Annotated in this window: 23 protein-coding genes; 8 read left to right on the top strand and 15 right to left on the bottom strand. The window is 45.6% G+C overall.

The window, feature by feature from the left end:
- Window positions 1-728 precede the first annotated feature (728 nt).
- From NDI48_26400 to gyrB, 4 genes are all read right to left on the bottom strand, one after another.
- On the bottom strand, window positions 729-1,262 hold the full coding sequence (locus NDI48_26400; GenBank protein MEP0834700.1) for a proprotein convertase P-domain-containing protein: 534 nt from the start codon (window positions 1,260-1,262) through the stop codon (window positions 729-731).
- 1,079 nt (window positions 1,263-2,341) lie between these two features.
- The gene (locus tag NDI48_26395) at window positions 2,342-2,509 is read right to left on the bottom strand and encodes a hypothetical protein (protein ID MEP0834699.1); all 168 of its coding nucleotides are present in this window, start codon (window positions 2,507-2,509) and stop codon (window positions 2,342-2,344) included.
- 228 nt (window positions 2,510-2,737) lie between these two features.
- On the bottom strand, window positions 2,738-3,454 hold the full coding sequence (locus NDI48_26390; protein ID MEP0834698.1) for a heme oxygenase (biliverdin-producing): 717 nt from the start codon (window positions 3,452-3,454) through the stop codon (window positions 2,738-2,740).
- 461 nt (window positions 3,455-3,915) lie between these two features.
- Window positions 3,916-5,844 carry a DNA topoisomerase (ATP-hydrolyzing) subunit B gene (gyrB, locus tag NDI48_26385; protein MEP0834697.1) on the bottom strand — a complete coding sequence of 643 codons (1,929 nt, stop codon included), beginning with the start codon at window positions 5,842-5,844 and terminating at the stop codon, window positions 3,916-3,918.
- Window positions 5,845-6,193: 349 nt separating this feature from the next.
- Between gyrB and miaA the strand changes: the two genes are divergently transcribed.
- Both miaA and NDI48_26375 read left to right on the top strand, forming a co-directional pair.
- The gene (miaA, locus tag NDI48_26380; GenBank protein ID MEP0834696.1) at window positions 6,194-7,162 is read left to right on the top strand and encodes a tRNA (adenosine(37)-N6)-dimethylallyltransferase MiaA; all 969 of its coding nucleotides are present in this window, start codon (window positions 6,194-6,196) and stop codon (window positions 7,160-7,162) included.
- Window positions 7,155-8,675, top strand: a complete 1,521-nt coding sequence (locus NDI48_26375) for an O-linked N-acetylglucosamine transferase, SPINDLY family protein (GenBank protein MEP0834695.1) — start codon at window positions 7,155-7,157, stop codon at window positions 8,673-8,675. The genes miaA and NDI48_26375 overlap by 8 nt, the downstream gene beginning before the upstream one ends.
- Window positions 8,676-8,708: 33 nt before the next feature.
- Here NDI48_26375 and NDI48_26370 read toward each other — a convergent pair whose 3' ends face one another.
- The gene (locus tag NDI48_26370; protein MEP0834694.1) at window positions 8,709-9,443 is read right to left on the bottom strand and encodes a Uma2 family endonuclease; all 735 of its coding nucleotides are present in this window, start codon (window positions 9,441-9,443) and stop codon (window positions 8,709-8,711) included.
- Between the two features lie 170 nt (window positions 9,444-9,613).
- Here NDI48_26370 and NDI48_26365 point away from each other — a divergent pair, with 170 nt between their 5' ends.
- Both NDI48_26365 and NDI48_26360 read left to right on the top strand, forming a co-directional pair.
- Window positions 9,614-10,492 carry a GTPase domain-containing protein gene (locus NDI48_26365; protein MEP0834693.1) on the top strand — a complete coding sequence of 293 codons (879 nt, stop codon included), beginning with the start codon at window positions 9,614-9,616 and terminating at the stop codon, window positions 10,490-10,492.
- A gap of 75 nt (window positions 10,493-10,567) precedes the next feature.
- Window positions 10,568-10,939, top strand: a complete 372-nt coding sequence (locus tag NDI48_26360) for a hypothetical protein (protein ID MEP0834692.1) — start codon at window positions 10,568-10,570, stop codon at window positions 10,937-10,939.
- A gap of 88 nt (window positions 10,940-11,027) precedes the next feature.
- Here the strand turns inward: NDI48_26360 and NDI48_26355 are convergent, their stop codons facing one another.
- From NDI48_26355 to NDI48_26345, 3 genes are all read right to left on the bottom strand, one after another.
- Window positions 11,028-12,680 (bottom strand): alpha-amylase family glycosyl hydrolase, encoded by a 1,653-nt coding sequence (locus NDI48_26355; protein MEP0834691.1) that lies wholly within the window; start codon window positions 12,678-12,680, stop codon window positions 11,028-11,030.
- Between the two features lie 342 nt (window positions 12,681-13,022).
- Window positions 13,023-13,247 carry a KGG domain-containing protein gene (locus NDI48_26350; GenBank protein ID MEP0834690.1) on the bottom strand — a complete coding sequence of 75 codons (225 nt, stop codon included), beginning with the start codon at window positions 13,245-13,247 and terminating at the stop codon, window positions 13,023-13,025.
- A 680-nt stretch (window positions 13,248-13,927) separates the two neighbouring features.
- Window positions 13,928-14,557, bottom strand: coding sequence for a precorrin-8X methylmutase (locus NDI48_26345; protein MEP0834689.1), 630 nt, complete (start codon window positions 14,555-14,557; stop codon window positions 13,928-13,930).
- 370 nt (window positions 14,558-14,927) lie between these two features.
- Here NDI48_26345 and NDI48_26340 point away from each other — a divergent pair, with 370 nt between their 5' ends.
- On the top strand, window positions 14,928-16,136 hold the full coding sequence (locus NDI48_26340) for a transposase (protein MEP0834688.1): 1,209 nt from the start codon (window positions 14,928-14,930) through the stop codon (window positions 16,134-16,136).
- A 25-nt stretch (window positions 16,137-16,161) separates the two neighbouring features.
- On the opposite strand, the gene NDI48_26335 is transcribed toward NDI48_26340, so the two are convergent.
- From NDI48_26335 to NDI48_26315, 5 genes are all read right to left on the bottom strand, one after another.
- Entirely contained in the window at window positions 16,162-16,965 is an 804-nt protein-coding gene (locus tag NDI48_26335) for a TPM domain-containing protein (GenBank protein ID MEP0834687.1), read from the bottom strand.
- Between the two features lie 406 nt (window positions 16,966-17,371).
- The gene (locus NDI48_26330; GenBank protein ID MEP0834686.1) at window positions 17,372-17,977 is read right to left on the bottom strand and encodes a DUF948 domain-containing protein; all 606 of its coding nucleotides are present in this window, start codon (window positions 17,975-17,977) and stop codon (window positions 17,372-17,374) included.
- Between the two features lie 10 nt (window positions 17,978-17,987).
- Entirely contained in the window at window positions 17,988-18,341 is a 354-nt protein-coding gene (locus NDI48_26325) for a YtxH domain-containing protein (protein ID MEP0834685.1), read from the bottom strand.
- 272 nt (window positions 18,342-18,613) lie between these two features.
- Complete coding sequence (locus NDI48_26320) at window positions 18,614-19,000, bottom strand: hypothetical protein (protein MEP0834684.1); 387 nt, start codon at window positions 18,998-19,000, stop codon at window positions 18,614-18,616.
- A 187-nt stretch (window positions 19,001-19,187) separates the two neighbouring features.
- Window positions 19,188-19,598 carry a hypothetical protein gene (locus tag NDI48_26315; protein ID MEP0834683.1) on the bottom strand — a complete coding sequence of 137 codons (411 nt, stop codon included), beginning with the start codon at window positions 19,596-19,598 and terminating at the stop codon, window positions 19,188-19,190.
- A 458-nt stretch (window positions 19,599-20,056) separates the two neighbouring features.
- Between NDI48_26315 and NDI48_26310 the strand changes: the two genes are divergently transcribed.
- The 3 genes from NDI48_26310 to NDI48_26300 are packed head-to-tail and all read left to right on the top strand — an operon-like array spanning window position 20,057 to window position 22,704.
- Window positions 20,057-21,772: a Mu transposase C-terminal domain-containing protein gene (locus NDI48_26310; GenBank protein ID MEP0834682.1), complete on the top strand. Its 1,716-nt coding sequence runs from the start codon at window positions 20,057-20,059 to the stop codon at window positions 21,770-21,772.
- Window positions 21,773-21,775: 3 nt separating this feature from the next.
- Window positions 21,776-22,201 carry a TniB family NTP-binding protein gene (locus NDI48_26305; protein ID MEP0834681.1) on the top strand — a complete coding sequence of 142 codons (426 nt, stop codon included), beginning with the start codon at window positions 21,776-21,778 and terminating at the stop codon, window positions 22,199-22,201.
- On the top strand, window positions 22,198-22,704 hold the full coding sequence (locus NDI48_26300) for a TniQ family protein (protein MEP0834680.1): 507 nt from the start codon (window positions 22,198-22,200) through the stop codon (window positions 22,702-22,704). Before NDI48_26305 ends, NDI48_26300 begins: the two co-directional genes overlap by 4 nt.
- Before the next feature lie 80 nt (window positions 22,705-22,784).
- Here NDI48_26300 and NDI48_26295 read toward each other — a convergent pair whose 3' ends face one another.
- Both NDI48_26295 and NDI48_26290 read right to left on the bottom strand, forming a co-directional pair.
- Window positions 22,785-23,765, bottom strand: coding sequence for a ribonuclease T2 (locus NDI48_26295; protein MEP0834679.1), 981 nt, complete (start codon window positions 23,763-23,765; stop codon window positions 22,785-22,787).
- Window positions 23,766-24,044: 279 nt separating this feature from the next.
- Entirely contained in the window at window positions 24,045-25,712 is a 1,668-nt protein-coding gene (locus NDI48_26290) for a DNA/RNA non-specific endonuclease (GenBank protein MEP0834678.1), read from the bottom strand.
- Window positions 25,713-25,818 lie beyond the last annotated feature (106 nt).

Genomic DNA, 25,818 nt, shown 5'->3' with positions numbered 1-25,818 from the left:
GTTTCACAAAGCACTCGCTCTGTTGCCCTAAGCCAAGCTTAGCGGTTGACGAATCAAGCGCCAAGTCGTGTCCCGGCAACAACCTTTAGCGTGAGGGCTTTGTGAATTCGGATTGGCAGAAATCAACATGATATTTAACCCAGTCCAACTCCAATCCCTTAATTTTTGATTGCTTTGATAGCAAGAATCATTGTAGAATAATGATCCCTTAGGAACAGTTACCTAGATAACGGATAGAGTTACAGATTTCCTCTGTTTGGGTGCATTTAATCTAGAAGATGTGGAAGGAAAAAACAGTCAAGGCTGGCAATGTTTTTCCATCTTTACTTGCCCTGATGCAACTTAAGTCGTTCAGGAAATTTATGGCTGGGTTGCACGTAGGAGCAGGGGAGAATAAAAGCTATCTCCCCTGATACTCCTCTGTGTTTGTGTGTAATGAGTGATTTAACGGATTTGAGATCAGACAAGCTCAGCCCCGTAGGTTGCTATTGCGTCAGCAACCCAATTCCGATGGATTAGTAGTAGATCGTTCAGCAGACTTTTCCATCCTGCGGCACACTCTTATACCCTCCCACAGAAAATATGAGAGTTGTCAACCGATATATTTAATTGGAGCTGTGAGCTTTAGTCAGTCTTGGTGCTTACACTTTATGATGGGCCGCCTAACCCTGAGTGATCACCTCTTCCCTCGAAGAAGCAGGTTCCTTCAGAGTTGAGTCGATTCATCTCTATCGCAAGTTGAGACTCCAAGAACCAAGGGAACCAGAGTCACCCGCAGAGCAATCAGTGATGATGAGTCGCCAAGTGCCTGCGGCGGGCAGATTATTAAACGCACACAGAGGTTGGAGTGAAGTATAGCTGCCACCGGGAATAACAGAATTCTCTGCCGCTGCTACCTCAAATTTGTAGTTGTTGTTGTCGTTGAAGCTGTAATCACCCTTGAGGTCGTTGCTATAGCCACTCGAAGAAAAGTAAGGTTGACCCGGTCGGCGCAACAGCTCAACCACCGTGTCACTTTCCAAATGGCGCAAGCGCACGGTTAAGTCGCCAACCCAAGTGTGGACAAGGTTTTTCAGCGTGACGCTCACCTCAGTGATCTTGAAGTTGTCTGTAATAACAATGTCATCCTGAAAGCTACCATGACCATCAGGAATATGACCACCATTACCCACAAACGTCGAAATGTGAACTTTTTGGGTTGTGGGAAGTTGAAAATCAACGGTTGCGGTGGCTGTCCGTACTTCTTCGACGATTTTAGACATGATAATCAGTGCTCCAAGAAGCTAAAGGTTGACAAGAGTGAGAATCCGAGGGGCGATAACCCTGACGGGAGGCTTTACGAGGGTGAAATCAAATTGCGAAATCAAATTGTTAAGAACAGTTACGCTACTTTGCATTTTAGATAAATGCAAACCGGATTTTCTACATTTTATATAGATGCAATCCAGAATCTTATTGATTTTCGCAATCAAATCCTATATTTCTTTACTTTGATAATAATGACATTTTTTATGCAAAGAGATCCAGCCCCTGGAGACCTTTTTTTGAAAAAAACATATTAATAAGTGAGTTATTTTATTTTTTTAGAACCTGTAATCCTTGTGGGGAAAGATTTTCGTGTCCTTTGCTTCTCATGATTTTAATGATTTTATATAAATTTCTTGTAAAGATAACCCTGGATAATCTTTAGCTTTAGCCTAAAAAAATCTAACTTTACTCAAGATTTTAGGACAAAAATATTATGACATGGTAGATTTATTTCCACCATGTAAAGTTTTAGGTAAACTAGACAACCTTTTCCTATTAAGGCGTTTATTAATCCACATTCCGCCTGTTTAAGTGGCGTACTAGGATTTTTTTCGGGACTCAAACAAGTACCAACCTCAAAAAAAACAAACTATCTTAGTCCATTCGTTGTTCAGATAGAGGGGTAAATTTGCCTAATCGATTGAGCTTTTGGGGGCATCGCCAGCCTAGAAAACTTTAAAAATCCCCTGGCTGTCTTTTTTAGGCAATCCATGATTTTGTTTCATGTAACTTTGTTATCACTATAGCCTTGCCTTAGGTTAGCCCTACCTCAGAGGTGCCTAGATTCTAGGGTGATTTACAAATTGTTTAGATCATTAATAAAGCTCCTTAACGATTTCAGGTCAATGGGTGACAAAGCCTAGTGGGTGTGATGCTGGGAGGAAAGAAAGTGGGCTGAAGCAAGAGGACTGCGGTTGCCAGCCCACGGTTTTCATTCTGTGAGGCCTCTCAAAATGTCATACAAGGACGTATGACACGTATTACACCAATAAGAATATTATTTCAATTAGCTGAGTTTTTTTTTAAAGATTTGTTACGATTTGCGAACGTCGCCCTGGCTTTCTTCTTCTAGACTCATGTCATTTCTCGCTGAGTCAACGGCTGCTCGTCCCCTAGCCTTAGCCAGGGAGGATAACAACGCCAGGACGGCGGTCATCGGCAGGGGTACTTTACCGCGCTTGGCAGGGATGGCTTGGGGCAAGAGGCGTCCATCCCACAAAATGATTAAGGCGTTGCTTCATTAAGGGATGATTAGGCCACGATCACTCTCGTGAGAGCGGTTAGCGAAGTGCGTGACCAAAAGCTTGGTAGAACACGTTTCGCGGCTAAGAGTGGAGACGAGTGTAAGAGCGTCTGTGAGTTCTTAGCGGTCGTACCTAATGATTCCTTAAATTAGCAACGCCAATTGTGAGGTTTTTGATTCAGTTGTCTATTCTGCGGTTGCCAGTTCTGTACTGCCTGCCGCGCGACGGCGTGTCAGGGTGTTGAACAGCATCTGACCAATGGCTTTGATCAGGTTGCCTTCCAACTCCTGGAACAGTTTCATGTTCATGCCAAATGTGGCATTGGCTTCATCTACAATCCGCTCGGCTGTCGCGTCATCGATGGGTAACTCATCGAGGGCTTGCCGATAATGTGCTTTAAATGCTTTCTCGTCCGGAATATCTTGGAATTCATAGAAATCCGTACCCTGTCCCTCGGCTAGATTCATAGCCCGTTGGGCAATCTTTTTGAGAATCTGCCCACCGGATAAGTCACCGAGGTAGCGCGTGTAGGAATGAGCAATCAACAATTCGGGTTGTGTGGCAGATACCTCCCGAATGTGTTGCACATAGTTTTTGGCGGCTTGTGAAGGAGCGACTTGCTCACGCCAGTTAGAACCGTAGTAGAAGTACAAGTCTTGCTCTAGACTCTTTTTGCGGTTGAGCTGGGGGAAGTAAATTTTGGAGAGAATTGGGTGTGTGCTGTGGCGATCCATCTCTTCTTCCATCGCCGAATAGACGAAGTAGAGGTTTGAGACCAGCTTCCGGTAAGAGGTTTTCTCAACGACACCTTTCAAAAAGCATTTTACAAAACCAACATTTTCCGCCATAGTGTGAGCTTTTTTAGTGCCCTCACGCAGCTTGGTGGCTAAATTGTTACTCATTACAAATTATCCTGTCCTTAAAGTTGACGGCTGTGTGTTGTTTCTTACAAAAGAGTTAAAGCTTTTCCAAATTGTTAGAATATACTGGTTTGATGAGAAGTGCCGTTAAGAATTTTTACACAACTTCAACTTCTGAGTTCGGATTGATACATAATCTCCCACAAGTCAATCAGTCCCTCAGGCGACAGGAAAGCGGGTACTCTAAGATAAATGTGTTGGCATAGTAATATTGACGGGTTCGTTTAGATGGCCTGAACAAAGTCCCGGCGTTATTCTATTACGGTCGATTAACCTGACTTGATAAGATTCACCGTAATTTCTCAGGTTTTCAGGCGGCCATTGATCGCCCTAAACCCCTGAAGTGCAACTTCCTGGGAGCCAGAAATCAGGAATCAGGAGTCAAGAGAGAACCCCTGACCCCTGTGACAACGGAATGCAACTTCGGTACAGCGATGGATTGATTAGATATCCAAATCGGTGAGGTTGAGGCGCGAACCGTAGGTTTCGATGAATTCACGGCGTGGCCCGACGCGATCGCCCATTAGCACCGTGAAGACGCGATCCGCTTCTGCTGCATCCTCAATTTCGATCCGCTTTAAGGTGCGAGTGCCGGGATTCATCGTCGTTTCCCACAATTGAGTTGGCATCATTTCACCCAACCCTTTGAAACGTTGGATGGTGTAGCTGGCGTTAGAGGGAAACTCGTGTTGGATTAGATTGTTGAGTTCGCGATCGCTATAGCAGTAGTAATGACTACGTCCCCGCTCTACTTTATAAAGTGGAGGACAAGCAATATAGATGTAGCCCTGATCCACAAGCGCCCGTTGATAACGATAGAAGAAGGTCAACAACAGCGTGCGGATGTGCGCCCCATCAACATCCGCATCCGTCATAATCACAATCCGGTGGTAACGTAATTGCGCGGGGTCGAACTCGTCACCTTTAATACCCAAGCCTAGGGCTGTAATTAAAGCCTGAATTTCTGTGTTCTTGTAGATTTTGGCGTCGTCGGTTTTCTCAATGTTGAGGATTTTACCGCGCAGGGGCAAAATAGCTTGAAATTGACGATCCCTTCCTTGCTTGGCGGAACCGCCGGCACTGTCCCCTTCTACAATAAAGATTTCCGATTCTGAGGGGTCACGAGAACTGCAATCGGCTAACTTACCCGGTAACGGCGAAGACTCCAGAACGGATTTACGCCGCACCAAATCACGCGCACGACGAGCCGCTTCTGCTGCTTTAAAAGCTTGAATCGCTTTGTCTAAGACGGCGTCTGCCACGTTGGGACGGAACTCTAGGTATTCTGTTAATACCTCTCCCACCAAGGATTCGACGATGCCCCGGACTTCGGTATTTCCTAGTTTTGTCTTGGTTTGACCTTCAAATTCGGGGTCGGGGACTTTAACGGAAATCACGCCCGTCAATCCCTCTCTAACATTCTCGCCGCCGAGGTTTGCTTCATTTTCTTTGATTTTATTGCGCTTACGGGCGATCGCATTCATCGTCCGCGTCAATACCGCTTTTAGCCCCTCCAAATGGGTGCCACCATCAATCGTGCGGATGTTGTTGGCAAAGCCCAGCAAATTATCGCTGTAGGCATCGACGCACCACTGCAATGCCACTTCGACTTGTGTCCCGTTACGTTCCCCCTGAATATAGATAATTTCCTGGTGCAGAGGCTCTTTATCACGGTTCATGTAGGCGACATATTCCTGGATGCCCCCCTCGTAGTAGTAAGTTTCTTGGCGGAGTTGCTCCAGTCGGCTATCGCTAAACGTAATCCGGACACCCGCATTCAGGTAGGCTAGTTCTCGCACACGCCCCGCGAGTGTGGTGTAGTCGAACTCGATGCCAGTGGTGACAAAGATTTGCGTGTCTGGCTTAAAGGAAACGGACGTGCCAGTTCGGGCTTCTTGCGATGGCTTTCCTATGAGTTCAGTAACAGGGATACCTCGTTCATAGCGCTGGGTGTGTATCCGGTTCTCGCGCCAAACTGTTACCTCTACCCACTCAGACAGCGCGTTAACGACTGAAATCCCGACACCATGCAATCCTCCAGACACTTTATAGCCGCCACCACCAAACTTCCCTCCCGCATGAAGTACCGTCATCACCGTTTCCAGTGCTGATTTGCCCGTGGTGGGATGAGTATCGGTGGGAATGCCGCGTCCGTCGTCTGTAACGGTAACGGAACCATCGGCATTGATGTCAATTTCAATATGAGTGCAATAACCCGCTAGAGCCTCATCAATGGAGTTGTCTACGACCTCGTAAACTAGATGATGGAGTCCCCTAGGGCCAGTAGAACCGATGTACATCCCTGGGCGTTTTCGCACCGGTTCGAGACCTTCCAGAACTTGAATCTGATCGGCACTGTAACTACTCGTCATGTAAGGGATTCTCCAATAGAAGCTTTAGACCGTTGCGATCCTCAAAAATGAGAAAACACTCTAAAATTTTAACACAAAAGCCTCCTAGGCGGCTACAGAGCCGTTTCAAGGCTTGTTTAGATAGCTACTGGGTGTATTGCTAAAACTGTGTTCTTTTTCTTGACAACCACACAATGAGTGCTCTTGAGTCTAACGAGTGTATGCTCACGGCTTTGCTTCATGCTCTGGATGGTGTTGAGGGGGCTGAATTAAAGAGCAAAGCTCAGCGAAGAAACACTCTAAAGATAAAACAGCGATAGAACAGACGCTAGGACTCTATAACAAATTGATTGGATTTATAGATTCAGGTATGGAATTATTCAATCATCAGCCACTGGGTTTGATCACCCTTTGCGGTGCGACAGCGACTGGGAAGTCGGATTTAGCGTTGGCTTTAGCGCAACGACTGAACTCAGTTATTCTCAGTGCTGACTCTCGTCAGGTCTACCGAGAGTTTGACATTGGTACTGCTAAACCCTCAGCCCTTGAACGACAGCAAGTGCCTCATTATTTAATAGATATGTGTGAGCCGACACAGACAATGACTCTGGCAGACTACCAGCAATCAGCTCAAGAATTGATTGCTAAATTTCAGGCAAAGGGTACAATCCCCCTACTGGTTGGTGGTACGGGTTTATACATTCGTGCGGTAGTGCAGGGGATGAAAATTCCGCGAGTTGCACCACACCCTGAATTGCGATCGCAACTAGCTTCACTGGGTCAAACTCAGCTTTACCAATTCCTCCAAAAGGTTGACCCAACGGCTGCCCACAAGATTCACGCCAACGACGAAGTCAGGACATTACGATCACTAGAAGTATTTTACGTTACTGGACGCCCAATTTCCGAGCAACAAGGCGAAAATCCTCCCAACTATCCAATTCTTCAGATTGGTTTGGAATGTAGTAACTCCGATATCCTTATTCGTCGTATCGAGAAGCGAACTGAGCACATGATAGCGGCTGGTTGGGAAGCCGAGGTGAAAGCTCTTTGTCAAAAATATGGTGCTGATTTACCTCTGTTAGATACCTTGGGCTATCGAGAAATGAAGCAATATCTTGCAGGTGAAATTTCCCTAGCCCAAGCGAAAGAACTAACGGTTTTGCACACTCGCCAATTTGCCAAGCGACAGCGCACTTGGTTTCGAGCTTATCCACAAATTGAGTGGTTTGGTGCCGATCATCCCGATTTGCTGGAACAAGTATGGCAGCGTATACAATCCTTTAGTTCTACTTTATTAGTATCCTCTTTATTGAACCCCGTTACAGCGAATGATTAATCAGCAAACAGGGCAATTCGATATTGCTCGTCACTTTGATTTAATCCAAAGATTGCAAAAAAGCGGAAGAACACAAGAGGCTATATCAGCGTTAGAGAATGCCTCTACTCTCTTCCCGGAAGAGTACTTATTCAAACTCCTCAAAAACTTATTTATTCCAATTGTTTATGCGACAGCCGATGAAGTATCGTTCTATCGTCAGCGCTTTGAAAGAGGGCTACAAGAGTTAATTCAGCAAACCTCCTTGAGAACTCCTGAAGAAAAGAGCAATGCTCTAGCAGCGATTAGTCGCGTTACCAACTTTTATTTAGCCTATCAAACTGGCAATATTCGTGAGTTACAACAGCAGTATGGAATATTGGTTCATAAAGTTGTAGCTGCCAATTACCCCAACTGGATCGAACCGCGCACAATGCCTTCCCTTCCAGAGAATCAAAAGATTCGTGTTGGTTATATTTCCAACTATCTTCATCACCATAGCAGCACATTTTGGTTACAGGGCTGGCTGCGTCATAGCAATCGGCAGAATTTTGAGATTTACTGTTATTATATCGGAAATCAGCCGGATTCAATTACGCAAGAATTCCAAGAATATAGTGATGTATTCCGTCATATCCCAGAGAATTTAGAAGGCGTATGTCAGCAAATTTCAACTGATAATTTACATATTCTGGTTTTTCCAGAGCTAGGAATCGATGCACTGACGTTTGCAATCGCTGGTTTGCGGCTTGCTCCTGTGCAGTGTACGGATTGGGGATACCCAGTAACATCTGGGATACCCACCATTGATTACTATATATCTAGCGAACTAATGGAACCTGAGAATGCTCAAGAACATTACTCGGAAACACTGATTTGCTTACCTAATCTTGGGATTGCTTATCCCCAATTAGAGGTTCCACAATTAACAAAAAATCGCTCTGATTTTGGGTTGCGGGATGATGCCGTTGTTTATTTGTGTTGCCAAGCTCCATATAAATACTTACCCCAGCATGATTTTATATTTGCTGAAATTGCTAAGCGCGTGCCGCAAGCTCAGTTTGTATTTGTTCGTGCCGAGGTTCTAAAACCACGCCTTAAAGCGGCATTTGCAGCGGTTGGCAAGAGTAGTGATGATTATTGTGTGTTTCTCTCATTTTTAAATCATGAAAATTATTTAAGGCTTAATTTACTCAGTGATGTATTTTTAGATACCTTAGGCTTTACCGGGGGGAACACCACTCTGGCTGCACTTGCCTGCAATTTACCTGTGGTTACTTGTCCAGGTGAATGTATGCGCGGTTACATGTCAACTGGGATGCTAAAAATGTTGGGATTTAGTGAAACAATTGCTAAAAATGAAACAGAATATATTGAAATTGCCGTGAGGTTAGGGTTAGAACCTCAATGGCGGCAGCAGATTGTACAGTACATAGGAAAACACAAAAATTGTCTCTTCGATGATAATGTTTCTGTAGCTGCGCTTGAGGAATTTTATCAACAAGTTGTTAGGAAACGTCTCATACAGAACTAGAGTTATCAATGATTTGATTAAGTATCTAGCATCTTAACTGAGAGTGTCGGGATCGATACCCAGTCCCCGCAATTGTTCTGCTAGTAATTGGGCGCGTTGTTCAGCTTGCTCGGCACGTTGTTGCTGTTGCTCCTTCTCTAGGCGTTCCTGTTCAGCGCGTTCATCACCAGTGAGGAGAAAATTCCCATCTTGATAACACCAACGTAACCAAACATCCTGCCTGCTTTCAAATTCACCTTCCCACAAAGTTAAACCCAGCCCAACTTGAGCTAACCAGGTTTCTGATGTTTCCGAATAGCGCATTCCTCGAAGTTCATGAATGCGAAGAACTTGCTGTCCTAATTGTTGGGTGGGGTCATATACGATGTAGTAACTCACCCGCATGTGTTCGTAAATTTTCAGTTTATTCCCCAGTTCATCACCAACTTTGTTGGACACAATTTCAAGGACGACTTCTGGGGGTTTGCCAAACTTCCACACCAGATAAGAACGGTTTTGCTTGTCCCACCAATTTTCAGGCATTTGGACATCCAGACTGAGAAAAACATCGGGGACAATGGCAGGTTGACCATCTGTATGGTAGATGCCGACGTTAGAGGCAGCTAAAAAAGTCTGCTGCTGTGCAGAACTGTAAAGAGTACCAACTAAAAATCGTTGCTGTTTCTCAGAGGCAAAATTATCCACAGGCGTGTCGTCTTCAGTGACTAGGCGGTTGGCGTCTGGTACGTAGTAATCATCACAGATTAAAGGTAAAGGTTGCTGAACCATGAGTTTATGTCCTGTTGCTTGGTTAAGCGGTTCTGTGGAAGCATCGCTATTCTCAGGATAATTACTTAATCACATATAGTGCGATGGTCAGTTTTTCCGTAAATCCACGCTGTTGATCGTCGAGGCTGTAGTGCCAAGATTTGTTACAAATCTAGAGTTTCAAATCACAGATGACCATATCGAGCGATCGCCTGAAAAGCTACGAAGCACTCATTACCTGCTTCCGTAAGCTACTCGCCCCGCTACCAGTCTTTGTTAAACGGGACATTGAAAGACACTTAAATCAGATAGATAGTTTGATTCAAGCAAGCCGCCCACCTCGTTTTATGATTTTTGGTCAGCGTGGTGCGGGTAAATCATCGTTGATTAATGCCATATTTGGTGCCAAAGTTGCAGAGGTTGGAGATGTTAGACCACAAACAACAGCATCTGAGTGGTTCCCGTATGAACAAGGCGGCAAGATACTGGAAATCCTTGATACACGAGGCTTGCTTGACCCTAAAGCTGCGGCATCGGGTAAGGCATCATCGGATTCTGCGGAAAAGACCATCTTGGATGCAGTACGAAAAACTTGCCCAGATGTAGCCCTTTTTCTTTGTCAAGCTAAACTGGTACATGCTGGAATTGATGAGGTTCTTGATCGTGCCGATACAATTCTCAAAGAAACTAAGAGGATGTACCAGCGCGCTCTACGCATCATCGGTGTGGTCACGCAATGTGATCTGCTTGACCCATCCTATATACATCAATTACCAACTGACAACACTCGTAAAAACCGTAATATCGAGACGGCAGTTTTTGACCTCACAAGGCACATCTCATCAAAAGAGCATTCGGGCAAAAACCTTGTACAGGTCATTCCGATATCAGCCTGTGCTGAATATCAAGTAGATGGAACACTAGAACCAGATTTTCGCTGGAACATCAACCGTTTGCTTGAACTACTAATGGAGCAAATTCCTAGAGAAGCCCAAAATGATATAGTACGTTTAGCTAAGATACAAAAATATCAAGAAAGTGTGGCGCGTACTATTGTGTGTAGCCGTTGAGATGCTTCTGGTGTTCTCGCTGCCGTGCCGATACCTATACCTAATTCACTTATAGTCGGATTAATGCAAGTCGCTATGGTTGCAGAGATTATCTACATCTCTGGAGAGGATTTTGCATTAGCATCTGTAGGGGATTTCTTGGCAAATCTTGGGGTTAAAGGAAGCGCAGGTTTCGTTGCTGGTGGATTAGCTGGTGGGCTTGCTGACTTTTCGTGGGAGAATTTACCTGCACTTGTAGCTGAATATTTGCCACAGCTTGTCGCTGAGGGTTTACCTGAGTATTTAGCAGCGGATTTGTTAAAATGCTTGCCAGGACTTGCAGTGATTATTGCTGGTTGGGGCGGGGCAAAAGCTACGGAAAAGGTGGGAGAAGCAGCGATCGCCTACTTTATTGATAAGACTCCAATCGAGGCAGTAAAGCAAAAGTTTGGTTTTGCTTCAGTGTAGATAATATAGTATTTTCCGTTGGGTGGAAGACACGATTTTAGTAGGGGCACGATATGTCTTGCCCCTACAGAATTTGATGTAACTTTCCCTACTGCCAGACGAATACTTTCGCTTCGTACCCTCCCAGATCAACCATTATTTGGTTATCCCCAGCCTCCACATCATAATTCGCCGTCCACTCGTGCCAAGTACCATTTTCAGGAAAATTAGGAATCGTATAACCCGCTAAGAAGTCATCTGAAAAATTGACAACGACAACAACACGAGAACCTTCCCCATTCCAACGGCTATAAGCTAATACCTTAGCTTCTGGATTTTCATGAATAAATTCAATGTTTTCCGTGTAGAGGGCATGATTGCTTTTACGAAGATTAATCAAGCCTTTGCAAAACTCAAACAAACCGCGATTTAAGTCATGACCTAGTAACGTCCAATCAATTTTGGCTTGTTCTTGGGTTTTATACTTATACTCGCCAAACTCTTCACCCATCCACAACAAAGGTACTCCAACGGCTGTCATCGTGATGACAGCGCCCAACTTTCTCCGCTTAAAGGCTTCCTCATCCAAAATGCCGCGCTCGCCTAATTCGGCTAACACATGATTATGGTCGTGATTGGTTAGGTAATTCACAACATTAGTGGCACCCATGAAACCTTGCCGCTTGCAATCAATTACATCCTTAAGACGCTCTAGATCAAAAGTATCCCCACAAATATGTTCCAATACACAATGATAGAAACTATCATGCCAGCAGCCATCCATTGGCCCATCTGCATTGGTAATGCTAGGGGTTTCAGGAATGTGTTCAGCAACAGTGTAAAAAGGCTTCATGCTAGCCGCGTTTTTGGCTTCCTGGACAATCCAATGCATGAAATCATAGTTAGCAATTTGTCGTGCTGCATCGAACCGAATGCCGTCGATATGATATTCCTTAACCCAGAAATTTACTTGGTCACCCATAAACTTGCGTGCTGGGTAAGTGTCTAGATTTTCGTCATAGAATTCATAGTTAAATTCTGGCCCCCAGTTGTTCTCAGGGTCGCGGGGTGAGTGGTGATACCAGTAATCGTGGTCAATCTGCGTCAGAGGACTTTCTGCTTCTGAGTGGTTATAAATCCCGTCCATGATGACGCGAATTCCACGCCCGTGGCACTCATCAATCAACTGCTTCAACTCTTCACTCGTACCATAGCTAGATTCCGTAGCGAAGAAGTATCGGGGGTTATAACCCCAGCTATGATCACCAGGATACTCTTTGACTGGCATCAACTCGATCGCGTTAATTCCTAAGTCGGCTAGGTAATCTAATTTTTCTACAACATGCTTGTATTTACCTCGGGCGTAGGGGTCATCCTCACCACCGGAGAAGTCGCCAACATGCACTTCGTAGATAACTAGCTCATGATCGGCAGGTAATGGCTTGTCGTCGTGTTTCCAAACATACGTATCAACAATTCGTTCCCCGTCTTTAATCCGCACATTGCCATTTTGGGTAGAGTCATCAATATCGGTAGCGTAGGGGTCATTGACATCTACCCATTGATCGGCTTCAAAGAACCAGGATTTGGATTGGACACGAAATTTATACTGATAAACTCCATCCTCAAGCTCAACCTGAGTCCGGAAATAACCATCTTTATCTTTCTTCATCGGAATTTCTTCCCAGTTGGAAAAAGACCCGATTAAAGAGGCCCCTTTGTTATAAGGAGCAAATAAGGAAAATCCGATTGAACTAGCCATTAGTTTGATGAGGGGCAATTTTAAACAAGCTGAGCTGTATTGTCGGAGTTATTTCCTGGCTAGAACATCCCTCTAGAGTTAGATATTTCTACTTTAGAAGCTGATTTGAGAATAAATTGGCTTGTATCCTATTTCCAGGATAACCTCTTGAAAATTTAGAATTTATGAGCGATTAAAGCAACTTAAATTAACCAGAACAGAGGTGTTCATCTGCATAAAAATTGAAAACTCCAATTGTGTATTTTGGAATCTATAGCTATGCTTCACTTAACGATAAAAAATATAAAAACCCCTATCTAAATAGGGGCTTTTAAGATTAGACAAAAGTATTATCCCTCTTTCTTATTTTTTGTGGCTTTGTTTGCCACCTTCGCGGCCGATTTCAGACATATGTTCACGGTCTTTGCTTACAGTTTCGCCACCTTTGCGACCGGCTTCCCTGGCTTCCTCTGAGGTAAACTCATGGGCTGTTCCCTTCTCGTGAGCCGCCTTTCCACCTTTGCTTGCAATCTCTCTTTGTTTATCCTGATCCATAGAGGCAAAGCCACGTTTGCTTGTATTTGACATAGCTGTACTCCTTTTGTTTAAAGCTTTACAATTTTCTTCTATAGTCTAGGAAGTGGGAACAATCATCACTTCTCCCTTAAGAAAGAGTCATTATCTCCTTCTAATGACTGAGGCTATAAGTGATTAAACCTATTGTATTTCTGCATAAAATCGATGATTATTATAGGTAGTATTCTCCAGCCTAAAAGAGCTAATAAGGGAGAACTGCGCTAATAATTGTTTAATTAGGAAAGAGTAAAAATTCAAGAATTCAGTTACTTATATTAAAGGTAGCAGCAGTCTCAACTGTTACCTATCAGCCTGCTATGAAATACATTTCGCGTTAACAGATCAATTAGGCTGAAGCTGCACTTTTCGTCAGTAATCCCTGCTAGTTTCATCAGTAATCCCTGCTAGGATGATTACCCTGAATCAAAGCCATCTGCAATCAGCAGCAGAGAAACAGCTGTATGATGAGTGTTCCAACCGACATGATATAAGACAAGACTAAGCCTAGGCGTTTGTTTTACAATTCATTACCAATAGCCTAAAAAGTGCCCCTATTAGGAGATTGTCAATTCATAGTTGCAATCTCTTTCGTGATGTCAAAGCCCTTTACCATCCAACCTCATTTAAAAATCCAAGCACTGGAAACTCGCTAGCGATTGCCCAAGAGACATCCGCGAAGCGCCTCCCCACCCTTAGCTCAGGCCGCCACTATCCTGCCCATACGCTTGCCAAGCCAAGTCTACCAATCCGTTAACGATCGCCGCGGCAACCACAGAACTCCCCTTACGCCCTTCAATCCGAATATGAGGAATCAAAGAGTCTTTCAGGCGGTCTTTCGCTACATCCACATCAACAAACCCCGAAGGTGTCCCAATGACCAAAGCGGGTTTTATTTCCTCACCCTCGATTAACTCAATCAGCGCCGTCAATGCGGTCTGAGCCTGACCTACTACGAAAATTCCTTCTGGATAGCGTCTGGCTAGGGTTTGAATTCCCCAGGCCGCTTGTGTCTTCTCCTTTTGCGGACGCGTCAGCGCTTCCATACTGCAATACACAGGATTGGCAAAGGTATTCTGAATGTGAGGGGTAATCCCCACCTGCACCATTGGAACATCGACCACTATCGTAGTACGAGCCGCTAAGGCAGCGGCTCCCGCCTGTAAGGCTCGCTCAGAAAACCGAATGAGAGACAGATATTCAAAGTCAGCCGTGGCATAAATCACTCGGCGCACAATCTCGTATTCTGCCGCCGTAAAGATATGATCGCCGATTTCGCGGTCAATAATTGCCAGACTTTGGGCATCTGTCACATGCCATTCCATCATGTCTCTTAATCCAAATGTGATTTGTCAACTTTAAGTCCCGATAGATTTAGCGCTCACTCCCAATTGGTGTGTACAAGCGCTGGCTGAAACTCTCAATCCCTAACTTCCTGGTTTGATGAGAAAATGAGATGCTTTCACTGTACTACAGGACACAGCCGCCGCAAATCACATTCGCCATTTTCTGCCGTTTTTATTTTATGCCTCAAAAAAAGGCGTCTTGCTCTGACCCCTATTGTGCAGACAAGACGCCCTACTTCAATGATTTACCGAAAAAATGGGTTTAAAGCTGCGTAACTATTGCTCCGCTGTCCTTCTAGGACGGCTTTATTTTGTGATAGAATGTTTTGCGTAGATTTTTTCCACGCAAATGCTCGTTTTGGAGTTTAAAGCTAAGGGAAAAACAACTCAATACGCCGCTGTAGACGAAGCTATTTTGACCGCTCAGTTTGTCCGCAACAAGTGTGTCCGGTATTGGATGGACAACCGAGGTGTAGGACAGAAGGAGCTGTATCGCCTCAGTAAAACGTTGAGAGAAGAATTTCCCTTTGTTAAAGCCTTGAACTCAAGCGCTTGCCAAGCATCTGTTGAAAGAGCCTATAGCTCCATAGCTCGGTTCTACGACAACTGCAAGAAATCTGTTCCAGGCAAAAAAGGGTATCCAAAGTTCCAGAAAAATTGTCGCTCAGTCGAGTACAAAACTTCTGGATGGTCACTTTCCGAGAACAGGAAGCAAATCACTTTCACTGATAAGAAAGGGATTGGTAAGCTCAAACTTAAAGGAACGTGGGATTTAAACTTCTACCAACTAGACCAAATCAAACGGGTTAGGCTAGTGCGTCGGGCTGATGGCTACTACGTTCAATTTTTGGTGAAAGCTGAGAACAAGGTAGATAAAAAGCCAACAGGTAGGACTATCGGATTAGATGTAGGAATAAGCCAGTTCTATACCGATAGTAATGGGCACACTGAACCTAACCCAAAGTTTTATCGGACTGGGGAGAAACGGCTGAAGGTTCGTCAACGCCGTGTTTCTCGGAAAAATATTGGCTCTGCCAACCGCCAGAAAGCCATTAATAAATTAGGACGAGTACACCTCAAAATAAGTAGGCAACGTGAAGAACATGCCAAGAGAGTGGCACGTTGCGTAATCCAATCTAACGATTTGGTCGCCTATGAAGATTTGAGGGTCAAAAACTTGGTCAAAAATCACTGTCTCGCCAGATCTATTAATGATGCAGGTTGGTATCAATTCAGAAAGTGGCTAGAGTATTTCGGAGTGAAGTTCGGTAGGATAACTGTTGCAGTCAAGCCTGCCTATACTTCTCAGAAATGCTCATTATGCGGCACTCTAGTCAAAAAGGCTTTGTCTATGAGAACCCATGCTTGTCAGTGCGGGTTCGTATTAGACCGAGACTGGAATGCCGCTATCAATATTCTGGAGTTAGCCTTGAGTACCACAGGGCATGTGGGAACTTGGGTTTTAAACCTGAACGCTTCGGGAGATTTGGCCTCTACTGTGGCTGGAGCAATCCTGTCAGAGCAAGCTGGGTCTATGAACGAAGAATCTCCGCCCTAGAAGTGCGGAGAGTGTCAACTAATATTTACGTCTCCGAGGCAGAGGATTGAGCGATGATGGGTGACAAATAAGCCACGAGGAAACCCAGAACAAAGCCGATTACGTTGCGAAAGAGTGGCAACCACTCTGAGGTGCGCGTCACCACAGGCCCAATTCCGAAGGCGATGAACAGAATGCCCCACAGGGGAGAGAAGATTAAAGCCCATTGCCAAGCAAAAATTTGTCCCTCTTTACGGGGTATGGCGGCAAATCCGCAAATCAGTCCACCCAAGACTGAAGTAATCAGCGTCAAAATCCACTGTTCCCGTGGAAGACCGGGGACGACCTGGCAACCCCCCTGACGTAGACAAGTTTTAATCGTGTCTAGCGAGTCAACAATTGCTCGGTTTTCGCCATTTTCGCGGACATAGTAGAGGTTGCCGAATCGGGTTTGTAACTCAACCCAGAAGGTGCGAGGTAGGAATTGATACAGGTCATCCCCAACGTTGAAACCCAGAATATTACCGCCTCGTGAGTCAGCAATGAGTAAAACACTTTTATCGTTGAGTCCCCAAAAATCTTTGACGGCTCGACCTGGCGTGCGGTCGTATTGAGTCAAAACTCTCAGTTTCCAGCCCGTTTCAGTCTCAAAGGTCTCCAGATCTTTGACCAGTTCCTCTTCCTGAAGCGTCGGGAGAAAGTTAGCTAGATCGATGATGGGTGTTTGAGTATTGGGCAGTAAATCAGGGTTATCGAAAGCCTGCGCGGCTGGTGCGATCGCCCAAACTGACACGGCTAGGAAAAACGCGGCTAGGGATACCAGAAGTCTCTTGGGAAAAAAGTGCTGCATTGTGGATTTTATCAAACTCAACAAGTGTGGACACTAAAGGGAGGGTTTAAACGACGGATTAGGTCAAACTGATATTTTCTTTACACTTGTTTACTTTAGTCTAAGAATAGGGGCGATCGCAAAGCTTTGAGCGACTGAGTTAAGTCATCCTACCGCACGAATCTCCACAGGCGTGGCGATCACATCACGGCAAAGGCGGTGCCCCTTGGGAGCCATAGAAAGTTGTTCTGCCGTCCCAGTAAACTCCAATCGGCTCATAGCCCTACAAGTTACCCCAATTCTGTCATCTGTAGCCGATGGCCTCCGATCCTATGTATGGCTGGATATAGAAGAAATATGAGAATGTTCTGTATAGATCGAAACATTCTCTGACCTTCGGCTGGAAAAACCATCCAATATCGAGGCTTTAGTCCGGGAATTCTAAGTCTTCGTCCTCATGTTGCCTCGACAAACGTGAATCACCTTGGTTGTCCTGATAATACGCCTCATGCCTAGTAGAGTCGTTATCTTCGTAATCAGCCTCATGTTCTTGATAAGGATTGCCGCTTGTGGCTGATTCTGGCATAGGGGCACTTCGATCACGCTCCCGCAGGTCTAAGGCGGTTCTCTGAGAGGGTGGAAGACGATCAACGGATCGGCGTCCGAAATTAGGACGCCTCCAAGTTTTCCAAGCGGCTTTGACTCCCGCAACCACACCACGCGTATTAACCTGTACGTTTTTCGCCTGGTTTTTAACGCCGCTGAGACTTTGATCCACTTGCTTTGCTACTTGACCGGCGCTTTTTACGCCCTCGCTGACATCATCGGTCAAGTCACTGATTTCTAATCCCGTTAGGCGAATTGCTTCCAGAGTTGGTGGCAATTCCCGACGCAGAGTGTCCGCTAATTTTTCTATACTTCGAGCTGCCCGGCCTAACTCCTGTAAGGCAGGAATGGCTGCTATTAAAACAGCGGTTAAGCTGACAGCTACGAGTAGGATGGATAATCCTAACCAAAATAGAGGGTCAATCACCGACAGTTGCCTACAGTTGGTGGTCAGGAACTGACGGGCGTGATTCAGCCGCAACGTCAGTTTTGGACTGTCTCAGGTCTAGCGTCTCTCGTTGAGAAGCTTCAATGCCGGCGGCGATCGCTTCTCGGAGTCGAGCTAGTGTCCCATCCCAGTTCCGCAAGGCCGATTCGGAAAGGCGATCCGCTTGCAGTTGCACACTGGTGGATAAATCTTCGGCTAAATCAGGTAAAGCATCTGCGGATTTTTTCAACAACTGACGTGTATCCCGACCTGTGCGGGGCGCAATCAGTAAACCTGTCACAGTTCCAATGGCGCTGCCTAACAGTAAACCACTAATAAATGCTCCAGCACTTTTCTTTGACATTTTTGGGTCTCTCTTCCTACACCAATTTTATGCAGATTTGATCAGCGAGATGACTAACGAGTGCCTGAGACATCTGCTAGACCTGAACGTGTTGCCGATAATGAGCGATTCAGCGATTGCTCATTTAACATTTTCAGGATGCGAAAGGCTCTGCCAATGTTCCCACTCGGGGGTCAGTGGAGCGCAGCTATTAGTCTACAGCTCGTAGCTCTAAGATAAATCTATACCTTAACAGGATTTGAGTTACCTCTCATGGCAGATGGCTCTGAGCATTATCTTTTAGAGCGCTGTTGACGCCGTGACCGTCTAGATGATTTCGACTTCAAAGCGTCAGCACGGCTGCGTTGGCGAAATCGAGTCGAAGAGCGTGTGACTATTGGCAAAAGGCTTTGTACGAAACCCAAGAAGCCCAAAACTTGTTGAACTCGTTGTAGCTGCATCTCTAGCTGCTGATAACTTCCTCTAGACCCACGTATACCTAACTGTCCTTGAGAAATAGCTTCAGGGGCACCCTGCAAGGCGTTATGGGTATCACGATCAAAGATGGTCACTACCGCTGTGGTGATCGCTAGTGCTCGACGCAAATTCCATAAATACCAAGCCACATACAGGCATAGTAGTGAAATTACAACATTGATAACTACGACAACGACTACCATGCTTGGGGAATCTTTTGGGAATGCCAGGAGACGGATTTGAACCGCAGACACAAGGATTTTCAGCCTTCTGACAAGTTATTCATCCTCAGTGTAAACCGTCTACTTAATTCTTGGTTAATCCAGGCTTCCCAACAAGCGGACGGAGCATGATGGGTATGTGGGTCTGTCCGCTTCAATTTTGAGCTTCTTACTGACGGTGCATCTGGCGGCGCATCCGTTCTAGTTCATCCTCAACACTACCGTCTTCTACAGCTCTACACCTGGGCTGATCGGTAAGGCGGCGAAGCTCATCCAACTGACTTTCTGACTTCTCCAACTGCCTCTTAACAGGCCAGGGCGCAAACACAAACGCCAAAAGCGCCAGACCGCCAGTTAGGGGAAAATACAACAGCAAGAACCAAATCCACTGAGCAGCCCCTTTATATCCAGCCTTGGAGGGCAGCCGCCAGAGAATCACCCCCCAGTAAACCAGCGCTATCACCACGGCTACCAGCAAAGTAAAAGCTGTTGCAGCCGTAATGATCGCCTCATCTGACTTATCTCGTCGCAAGGAAGGGATTTCGTAAGTATATTCAGGTTCGACTTGAGTAAAGTTCATAAATGCCTTGATTGTCAGAGACGAACCGGAGAGGCTCTCATTTCTCCGGCTCTATACTCAGTAATCCCAAAATCAAGGCCAAAGTATCAGTGAGACACAAATCCGGTTGAGCGGGCTTGTGCGATCGCTCGCTAATCAAATCAGGGTGAGAGGGCAAAAAAATCGAAAACCCCATCAATTGGGGCTTACATGGAAATTGTACAGTGACTAATTAAATGACGTGATGACAAATTAATGTCGTCAAGTGAAAGCTTTCATTTATAAGGGCTAGAACGATTTTAGCATTTTCAATCGGAGAGAATTCAGTGACAAAATCAATGTCGCCTTCGGAGTTTATGACAATTTAGCTGTCGTCTTCTGAAAAAAGAAGAGTTAAGGAAAGTGACAAATTGAGTGTCATCTTTTTTAATCTTGCTAGAATTACATAATGTGTTTTTAAGTTAAATATTAATCTTGAGATGAAACCTGATGAGCAAGTGGCTTTTGATACTGTTGGCGCAAATGCGATTAGCTCCCCTACCAATCAAAGACCAATCGTCTCTGAGCTTTCAGGGGAAGCGAAAGTCAAGCTGGACGTAATTCTGAGCTTAATTGAACCGTGCGATCGCGCTACCTATGGAGAACGACTCCGAGCAGGTGCGAAGAAGCTTGGTGTTTCGGTGCGATCGGTACAAAGGTTAGTTAAGACGTATCAGGAGCAAGGATTAGCCGCCCTTACCTCAACCAATAGAGCTGATAGGGGCAAACACAGAATTAGTCAGTTTTGGCAGGACTTCATCATCAAAACTTACCAGCAGGGCAATAAGGGCAGTAAGCGGATGACTCCCAAGCAAGTTGCTCTGAAGGTTCAAGCCAAGGCTTCAGACATTGGGGACGATGAACCACCCACTTACAGAACTGTCTTAAGGGTACTCAAGCCGCTTCAGGAAAAAGAGGCGAAGGCGAAAAGTATTCGTACTCCGGGTTGGCGAGGTTCGACGCTTTCGGTGAAAACTCGTGATGGGGATGACCTAGAAATTTCCTATAGCAATCAGGTTTGGCAGTGTGACCATACCCGTGCGGATGTGTTGCTGGTCGATCAACATGGAGAACTGATTGGTCGTCCTTGGTTAACCACTGTCATTGATAGCTACTCTCGCTGCATTATGGGCATCAATTTAGGCTTTGATGCACCCAGTTCTCAGGTAGTTGCTTTAGCCTTACGTCATGCGATATTGCCGAAGCAATATGGGGCAGAGTACAAGCTGCATTGTGACTGGGGGACATATGGTAAACCAGAGTATTTCTACACGGATGGGGGTAAAGACTTTCGCTCCAATCATTTGGCAGAAATTGGAACACAGTTAGGTTTTGTCCCTAAATTGCGGAGTCGTCCTTCTGAAGGAGGGATTGTTGAGCGTCCGTTTAAAACGTTGAATCAGTCGTTATTCTCAACGTTACCGGGTTACACGGGTTCAAATGTCCAGGAACGTCCCAAGGAGGCGGAAAAAGACGCTCAGTTGATGTTGAGGGAGTTGGAACAGTTAGTCGTTCGCTTCCTTGTTGATAAGTACAACCAAAGTATTGATGCGCGGATGGGCGACCAAACCCGCTATCAGCGTTGGGAGGCGGGACTTAGAGGGGAACCCGCCCTAATTTCCGAGCGCGATTTAGATATTTGCTTGATGAAAGTGGCAAGGCGCACGGTGCAACGAGGTGGGCATTTGCAGTTTGAAAATGTGATGTATCGAGGGGAGTATCTGGAAGGGTATGCAGGAGAAACCGTAAGTGTCAGGTATGACCCCAGAGATATTACGACGATTTGGATTTATCGCCAAGAGAAACAGCAGGAAGTCTTCTTGACTCGCGCTCATGCTCAGGAATTAGAGACGGAGCAATTGTCAGTGGATGAAGCGAAAGCCAGTGCTAAGAGGCTGCGCGATGCCGGAAAAACCGTTAGTAATCAGTCGATTTTGCTGGAGGTTATGGAGCGAGAAGCGTTGGTCGAGGGCAAGAAAACTCGCAAGCAGAGGCACATGGAAGAACAGAGTTATAAGCAAGTTCCAACAAGTCCTGTGGTTGAAGAGGTTGAACCTGTTGAGCCAGAAGCAGAACAAGCAACTCAGACGGAATCGGACTTTTCTGATATTGAAGTTTGGGACTTAGACGAATTGCGTGAGGAATACGGGTGGTAAGTGATGACTGAAGCTGAGTCAATTGCTGAAGAATTAGGGGAATTCAAAACGGATGACCAAGAGTTACAAGCAGAAATTGCTCGTCTGAGTAAGACACGTATTGTCCCACTGGAACATGTTCAAGATTTACATAAGTGGTTGGATGAAAAGCGCAAAGCTCGTCAATCGTGTCGTTTAGTGGGAGAGTCGCGGACGGGTAAGACTGTCGCTTGTGAAGCTTACACTCTACGCAATAAGCCTAAGCAGGAGGGACGGCAAACGCCGATTGTTCCTGTGGTTTATATTATGCCACCGTCTAAGTGTGGAGCGAAGGATTTATTTAAGGAGATTATTGAGTACTTGCGATATCGGGCGGTTAAGGGGACAGTTTCTGATTTTCGCTCTAGGGCGATGGAGGTGTTGAAGGAGGTAGCCAGGGAGTATTCATGACACTGACAGATGAGATTCAACCTTGGCTGTTTCCGGTTGAGCCGTTCGAGGGGGAGAGTTTTAGCCACTTTTTGGGCAGGTTTAGGCGACGGAATCATTTGACTCCGAGTGCGTTAGGTACGTTGGCGGGAATTGGGGCGGTGGTGGCGCGATGGGAGAGGTTTCACCTCAATCCGTTTCCGAGTGCAAAGGAGTTGGAGGGGTTGGCGAAGGTTGTGGGAGTTGAGGCACAGAGGTTACGGGAAATGTTGCCGCCGCAGGGAGTGGGGATGAACTGCAATACAATTCGCTTATGTGGGGCGTGTTATGCCGAGTCGCCTTGTCATCAGATGGAGTGGCAGTTTAAGTCAACGGCGGGGTGTGAGACGCATCAGTTGAGGTTGTTGTCGAAGTGTCCAAGGTGTGGGGCAAGGTTTAAGATTCCGGCGTTGTGGGAGGATGGGGGGTGTCAACAGTGTTTTATGTCGTTTGCTCAGATGGCGGAGTATCAAAAAGCTTTTTAGTTAACTTGCTGCATAGTCGAATACGGATTCGCCCAAACCAGAGCGGAATTTAGTATGAGCGAACCCCGTAAAGCACATGATTAATCGTCGAAACCAGCAGGATCGATTTCTCCAAGGGGGCAACCTGCCGGAACTGTTTTACCAGCCTGTAGAAGACTTCCAATTGGAGTCTCGGGCTGAATGTTACCTTTAAGGTTAACCTGTAGCTCTACCACCATATTGTTTCGAGCTTCGTCAATATCTTTTTGACACTGAACTTGAACCTTGCTTCCCGCTCCATCATTGAACGCTTTATCAAACTGATTTCTGATCTCGTTAGAGGAGAGGGAATTACCAATATTTCTAACGAACAGATCGCGAACTGAAGAGTTATTCACTTGGTCTAATAAAGCGATTGATTCTTGGAAATATTCGTCCGGTGAGTTACTGTAGCAAGTTCCATGTTTGTACCATTCATGTAGATGCAGATCCGAAGCAAATCCTGGCATTTTAACGGCTAGTTCATTGCGCGTTTCCTCAGATAAGGTGATTGGTGGCAACTTTGACCATTGCTTATCTTTGTCAAGACGTATGATATCGTCACTAACATTGCAATAGATATTTTGCCTCGGCTGGGGAAATAGACCGTGTAGAACTAAGTTTGTGGCATCAAACCGTTTTGCCGTTTGGCTCTCACATTCGGGCTTAGTTGGCTTCGTTTCACAAAAGGATGGTTGCCAGCTAAGGGCAAGTAAATAATCCTGATTGACTGGAGCAGAAGAACCTAAAAGTTGTCCACACTGTAGGGACACCCAGCGCTCCGACGGTTCAGCGTCCTCGATCCTAAGCAAGTAATGGGAGGCGTTATCTCGGTTTTTACCAATGACTGGATAGGTTTCTTGGGGAGTCAGTCGAATATTTCCCCGATTGGTTCCACTTTTGATTGACTGTACGGCTTCGCAAGCTTCGTCAGCAACAAATTGATTGTTGAGTGTGATGAATGCGTAAGCTGGTCTAGACCACAGAGTTAAACAGAAACATAGAGAAATTGCAAGCAACAACCATTTTTTCAGCGTTAACATTGATATTTCCTTCGTGTTACAGATAGCTGTCTAACAGCGCAGTATCTTCTTCAATACATATACATAGGGTTCCGGAAAGTTGAACTCATTGTAGGAAAATCGCAAACGTTCTCTGGACGTAACCAATCCTTTTGCAAAAAGGATTGGTGTTGCGATCGCCCTCCACGCACACTACGTGATCGCAACTGAACTAACCTACGCTGATTCACTGAGCATAGGGTAGTTCATGCCTATTTAGTGTTAAAGGAGCTAGAGCGTCCGCTAACACCGAAGGTTTTATTAGAAACGAATGGCTTCGTAGGAAGTAATCGGTATGAAACGAGACGTGCTTTCGTCCCCGCGACTCTCCATTGGGTCAAATTCACTTAACCCAAACGATAATCCCGTCAACTCCTCGATCTCCTGAATTGTTACTTGGTGAGTTCTGACTCGCCTATCATCAGAAAACGCTTCCTTTGGAAAATTTTGAATCAGTTCTTCCTGGCTGAGCAGATAACCTGTGGCGGAAAGGTTACCCTCTTTGACCATGACCAAAACTTTCCAAAACTGACGGGGTAATTTCACTCGACGATGCTCTCTGTCATCATTACGGAAGACAGGACCCGTGGACACGGACACACGAAACTTTTCTGCGATCGCATTGTCTAAGATATAGTTTTCCAGTCCTAGCCAGGTTGCCTTGTTTTGGTTGAAATCTTTGTGCTGGGGACTACAGTTAGTGAAGTGGAATGTATCGTTATTGGCAGCTTGGGCGATGGAACCCCATACAGGATCTAAACGACGCACTAGATGTCCGCGATCGAGGTCGTTATCTGCATAAAGAGAATTGTTGGTTTGTTCGTCTGCCCCAATTCGAGGGTCAGTAATCCAATTTTCGTTGTTATCAACCTTAATTCTGTGCGTTCCGTCAACATTAACAGCAGTGTAAAACGCCATTTTCCGCACCTTATTCATCACGATGCTGAAGTGGTGATACGGCAAGATGTATTCATCCATCCCTCGCCCTGCCATACGATTGATGGCACAATCGCGCTTCATCTTGTCTGTCAATTCCGGCAGGGGAACGCGCTTACCATTGCTTCCTAGAAAGTTCGGATCGTAGCCCTTACGATCGCTGTAGTCCGTAACTCGCCTAGCTTCATTGGGGTCGATTTGAGTTCCTCTACCGTAAGTTAATTGATTTCCTGTTAGAGCGGTAACGTCTGAAGGCATAGGTGACTCCTTTAATTGAGAGTTAATGTGAACAGAGGATGATAAATCGGATGAGCTTGTGTCAAAAATTCCTCGGATTAAGGAATGGTTGCCATAGGCAGCTTGGAGAGATGTAACAATGCGGCTGACTCGGATGCCCTCATTAGCAATCCATTTGATTTTGCTCTCGTTGATCGGTCTTTCCGAAGGCTTACCATCAAGTGTTAGATAGTTTCCATTGGCATCTTTTTCAGGTACTCCTGAATGATGCAAGGCAACCACCTGCCAAACATCGTTAAAAACTGGTGAACCCGACGAACCTGGCGCTGTATCTGTTCGATACCAGAGTGTATGAGTATCAATTTTGAGCAGTTGGTTTTCGCGTAGCGCGATTTGCTTATCTCCTCCGCTTGGATGCTGAATAATCGTGAGATATTCACCGGGAGACACCTTACCGATTTGAGGATCGAGAGTCAGCCAGCCAAAACCAGCTAACGGTTTGCCGCTCTGTCGAGTCGTCTGTGCAACAGCAACTACCGCGAAGTCAAGCTCCTCATCGGCAAAAAAGAAGGTATCGGGCTGTAAAGCGAAAAACTCAGACCCCATCCAAGTTCCATCTTTATTTTGCTGATAATTGAACTCAACCTCACTTAGTTGAGCCTCATCAGAACTAGCGAAAACGTGATGATTTGTTAGCAATAGGCGAGGCGAAATCAGAAACCCGGTCGCATAATCCAACAAATTGCCTGATACCAAGTTGCAGTCTAATGTAGAATCTAGAGCGGAGAGTCAGGAATAAGTTAACCTTATGACCCGAGTGAGTAGGGCAGCGCCCCATCTGAGTGTGGAAGCGGTGGAACAG

It is taken from the genome of Microcoleus sp. AS-A8, assembly GCA_039962225.1.
Classification (GTDB): Bacteria; Cyanobacteriota; Cyanobacteriia; order Cyanobacteriales; family Coleofasciculaceae; genus Allocoleopsis.
Note: the sequence above shows the minus strand (reverse complement) of the source record. Positions and strands in the feature narration are given on the sequence as shown.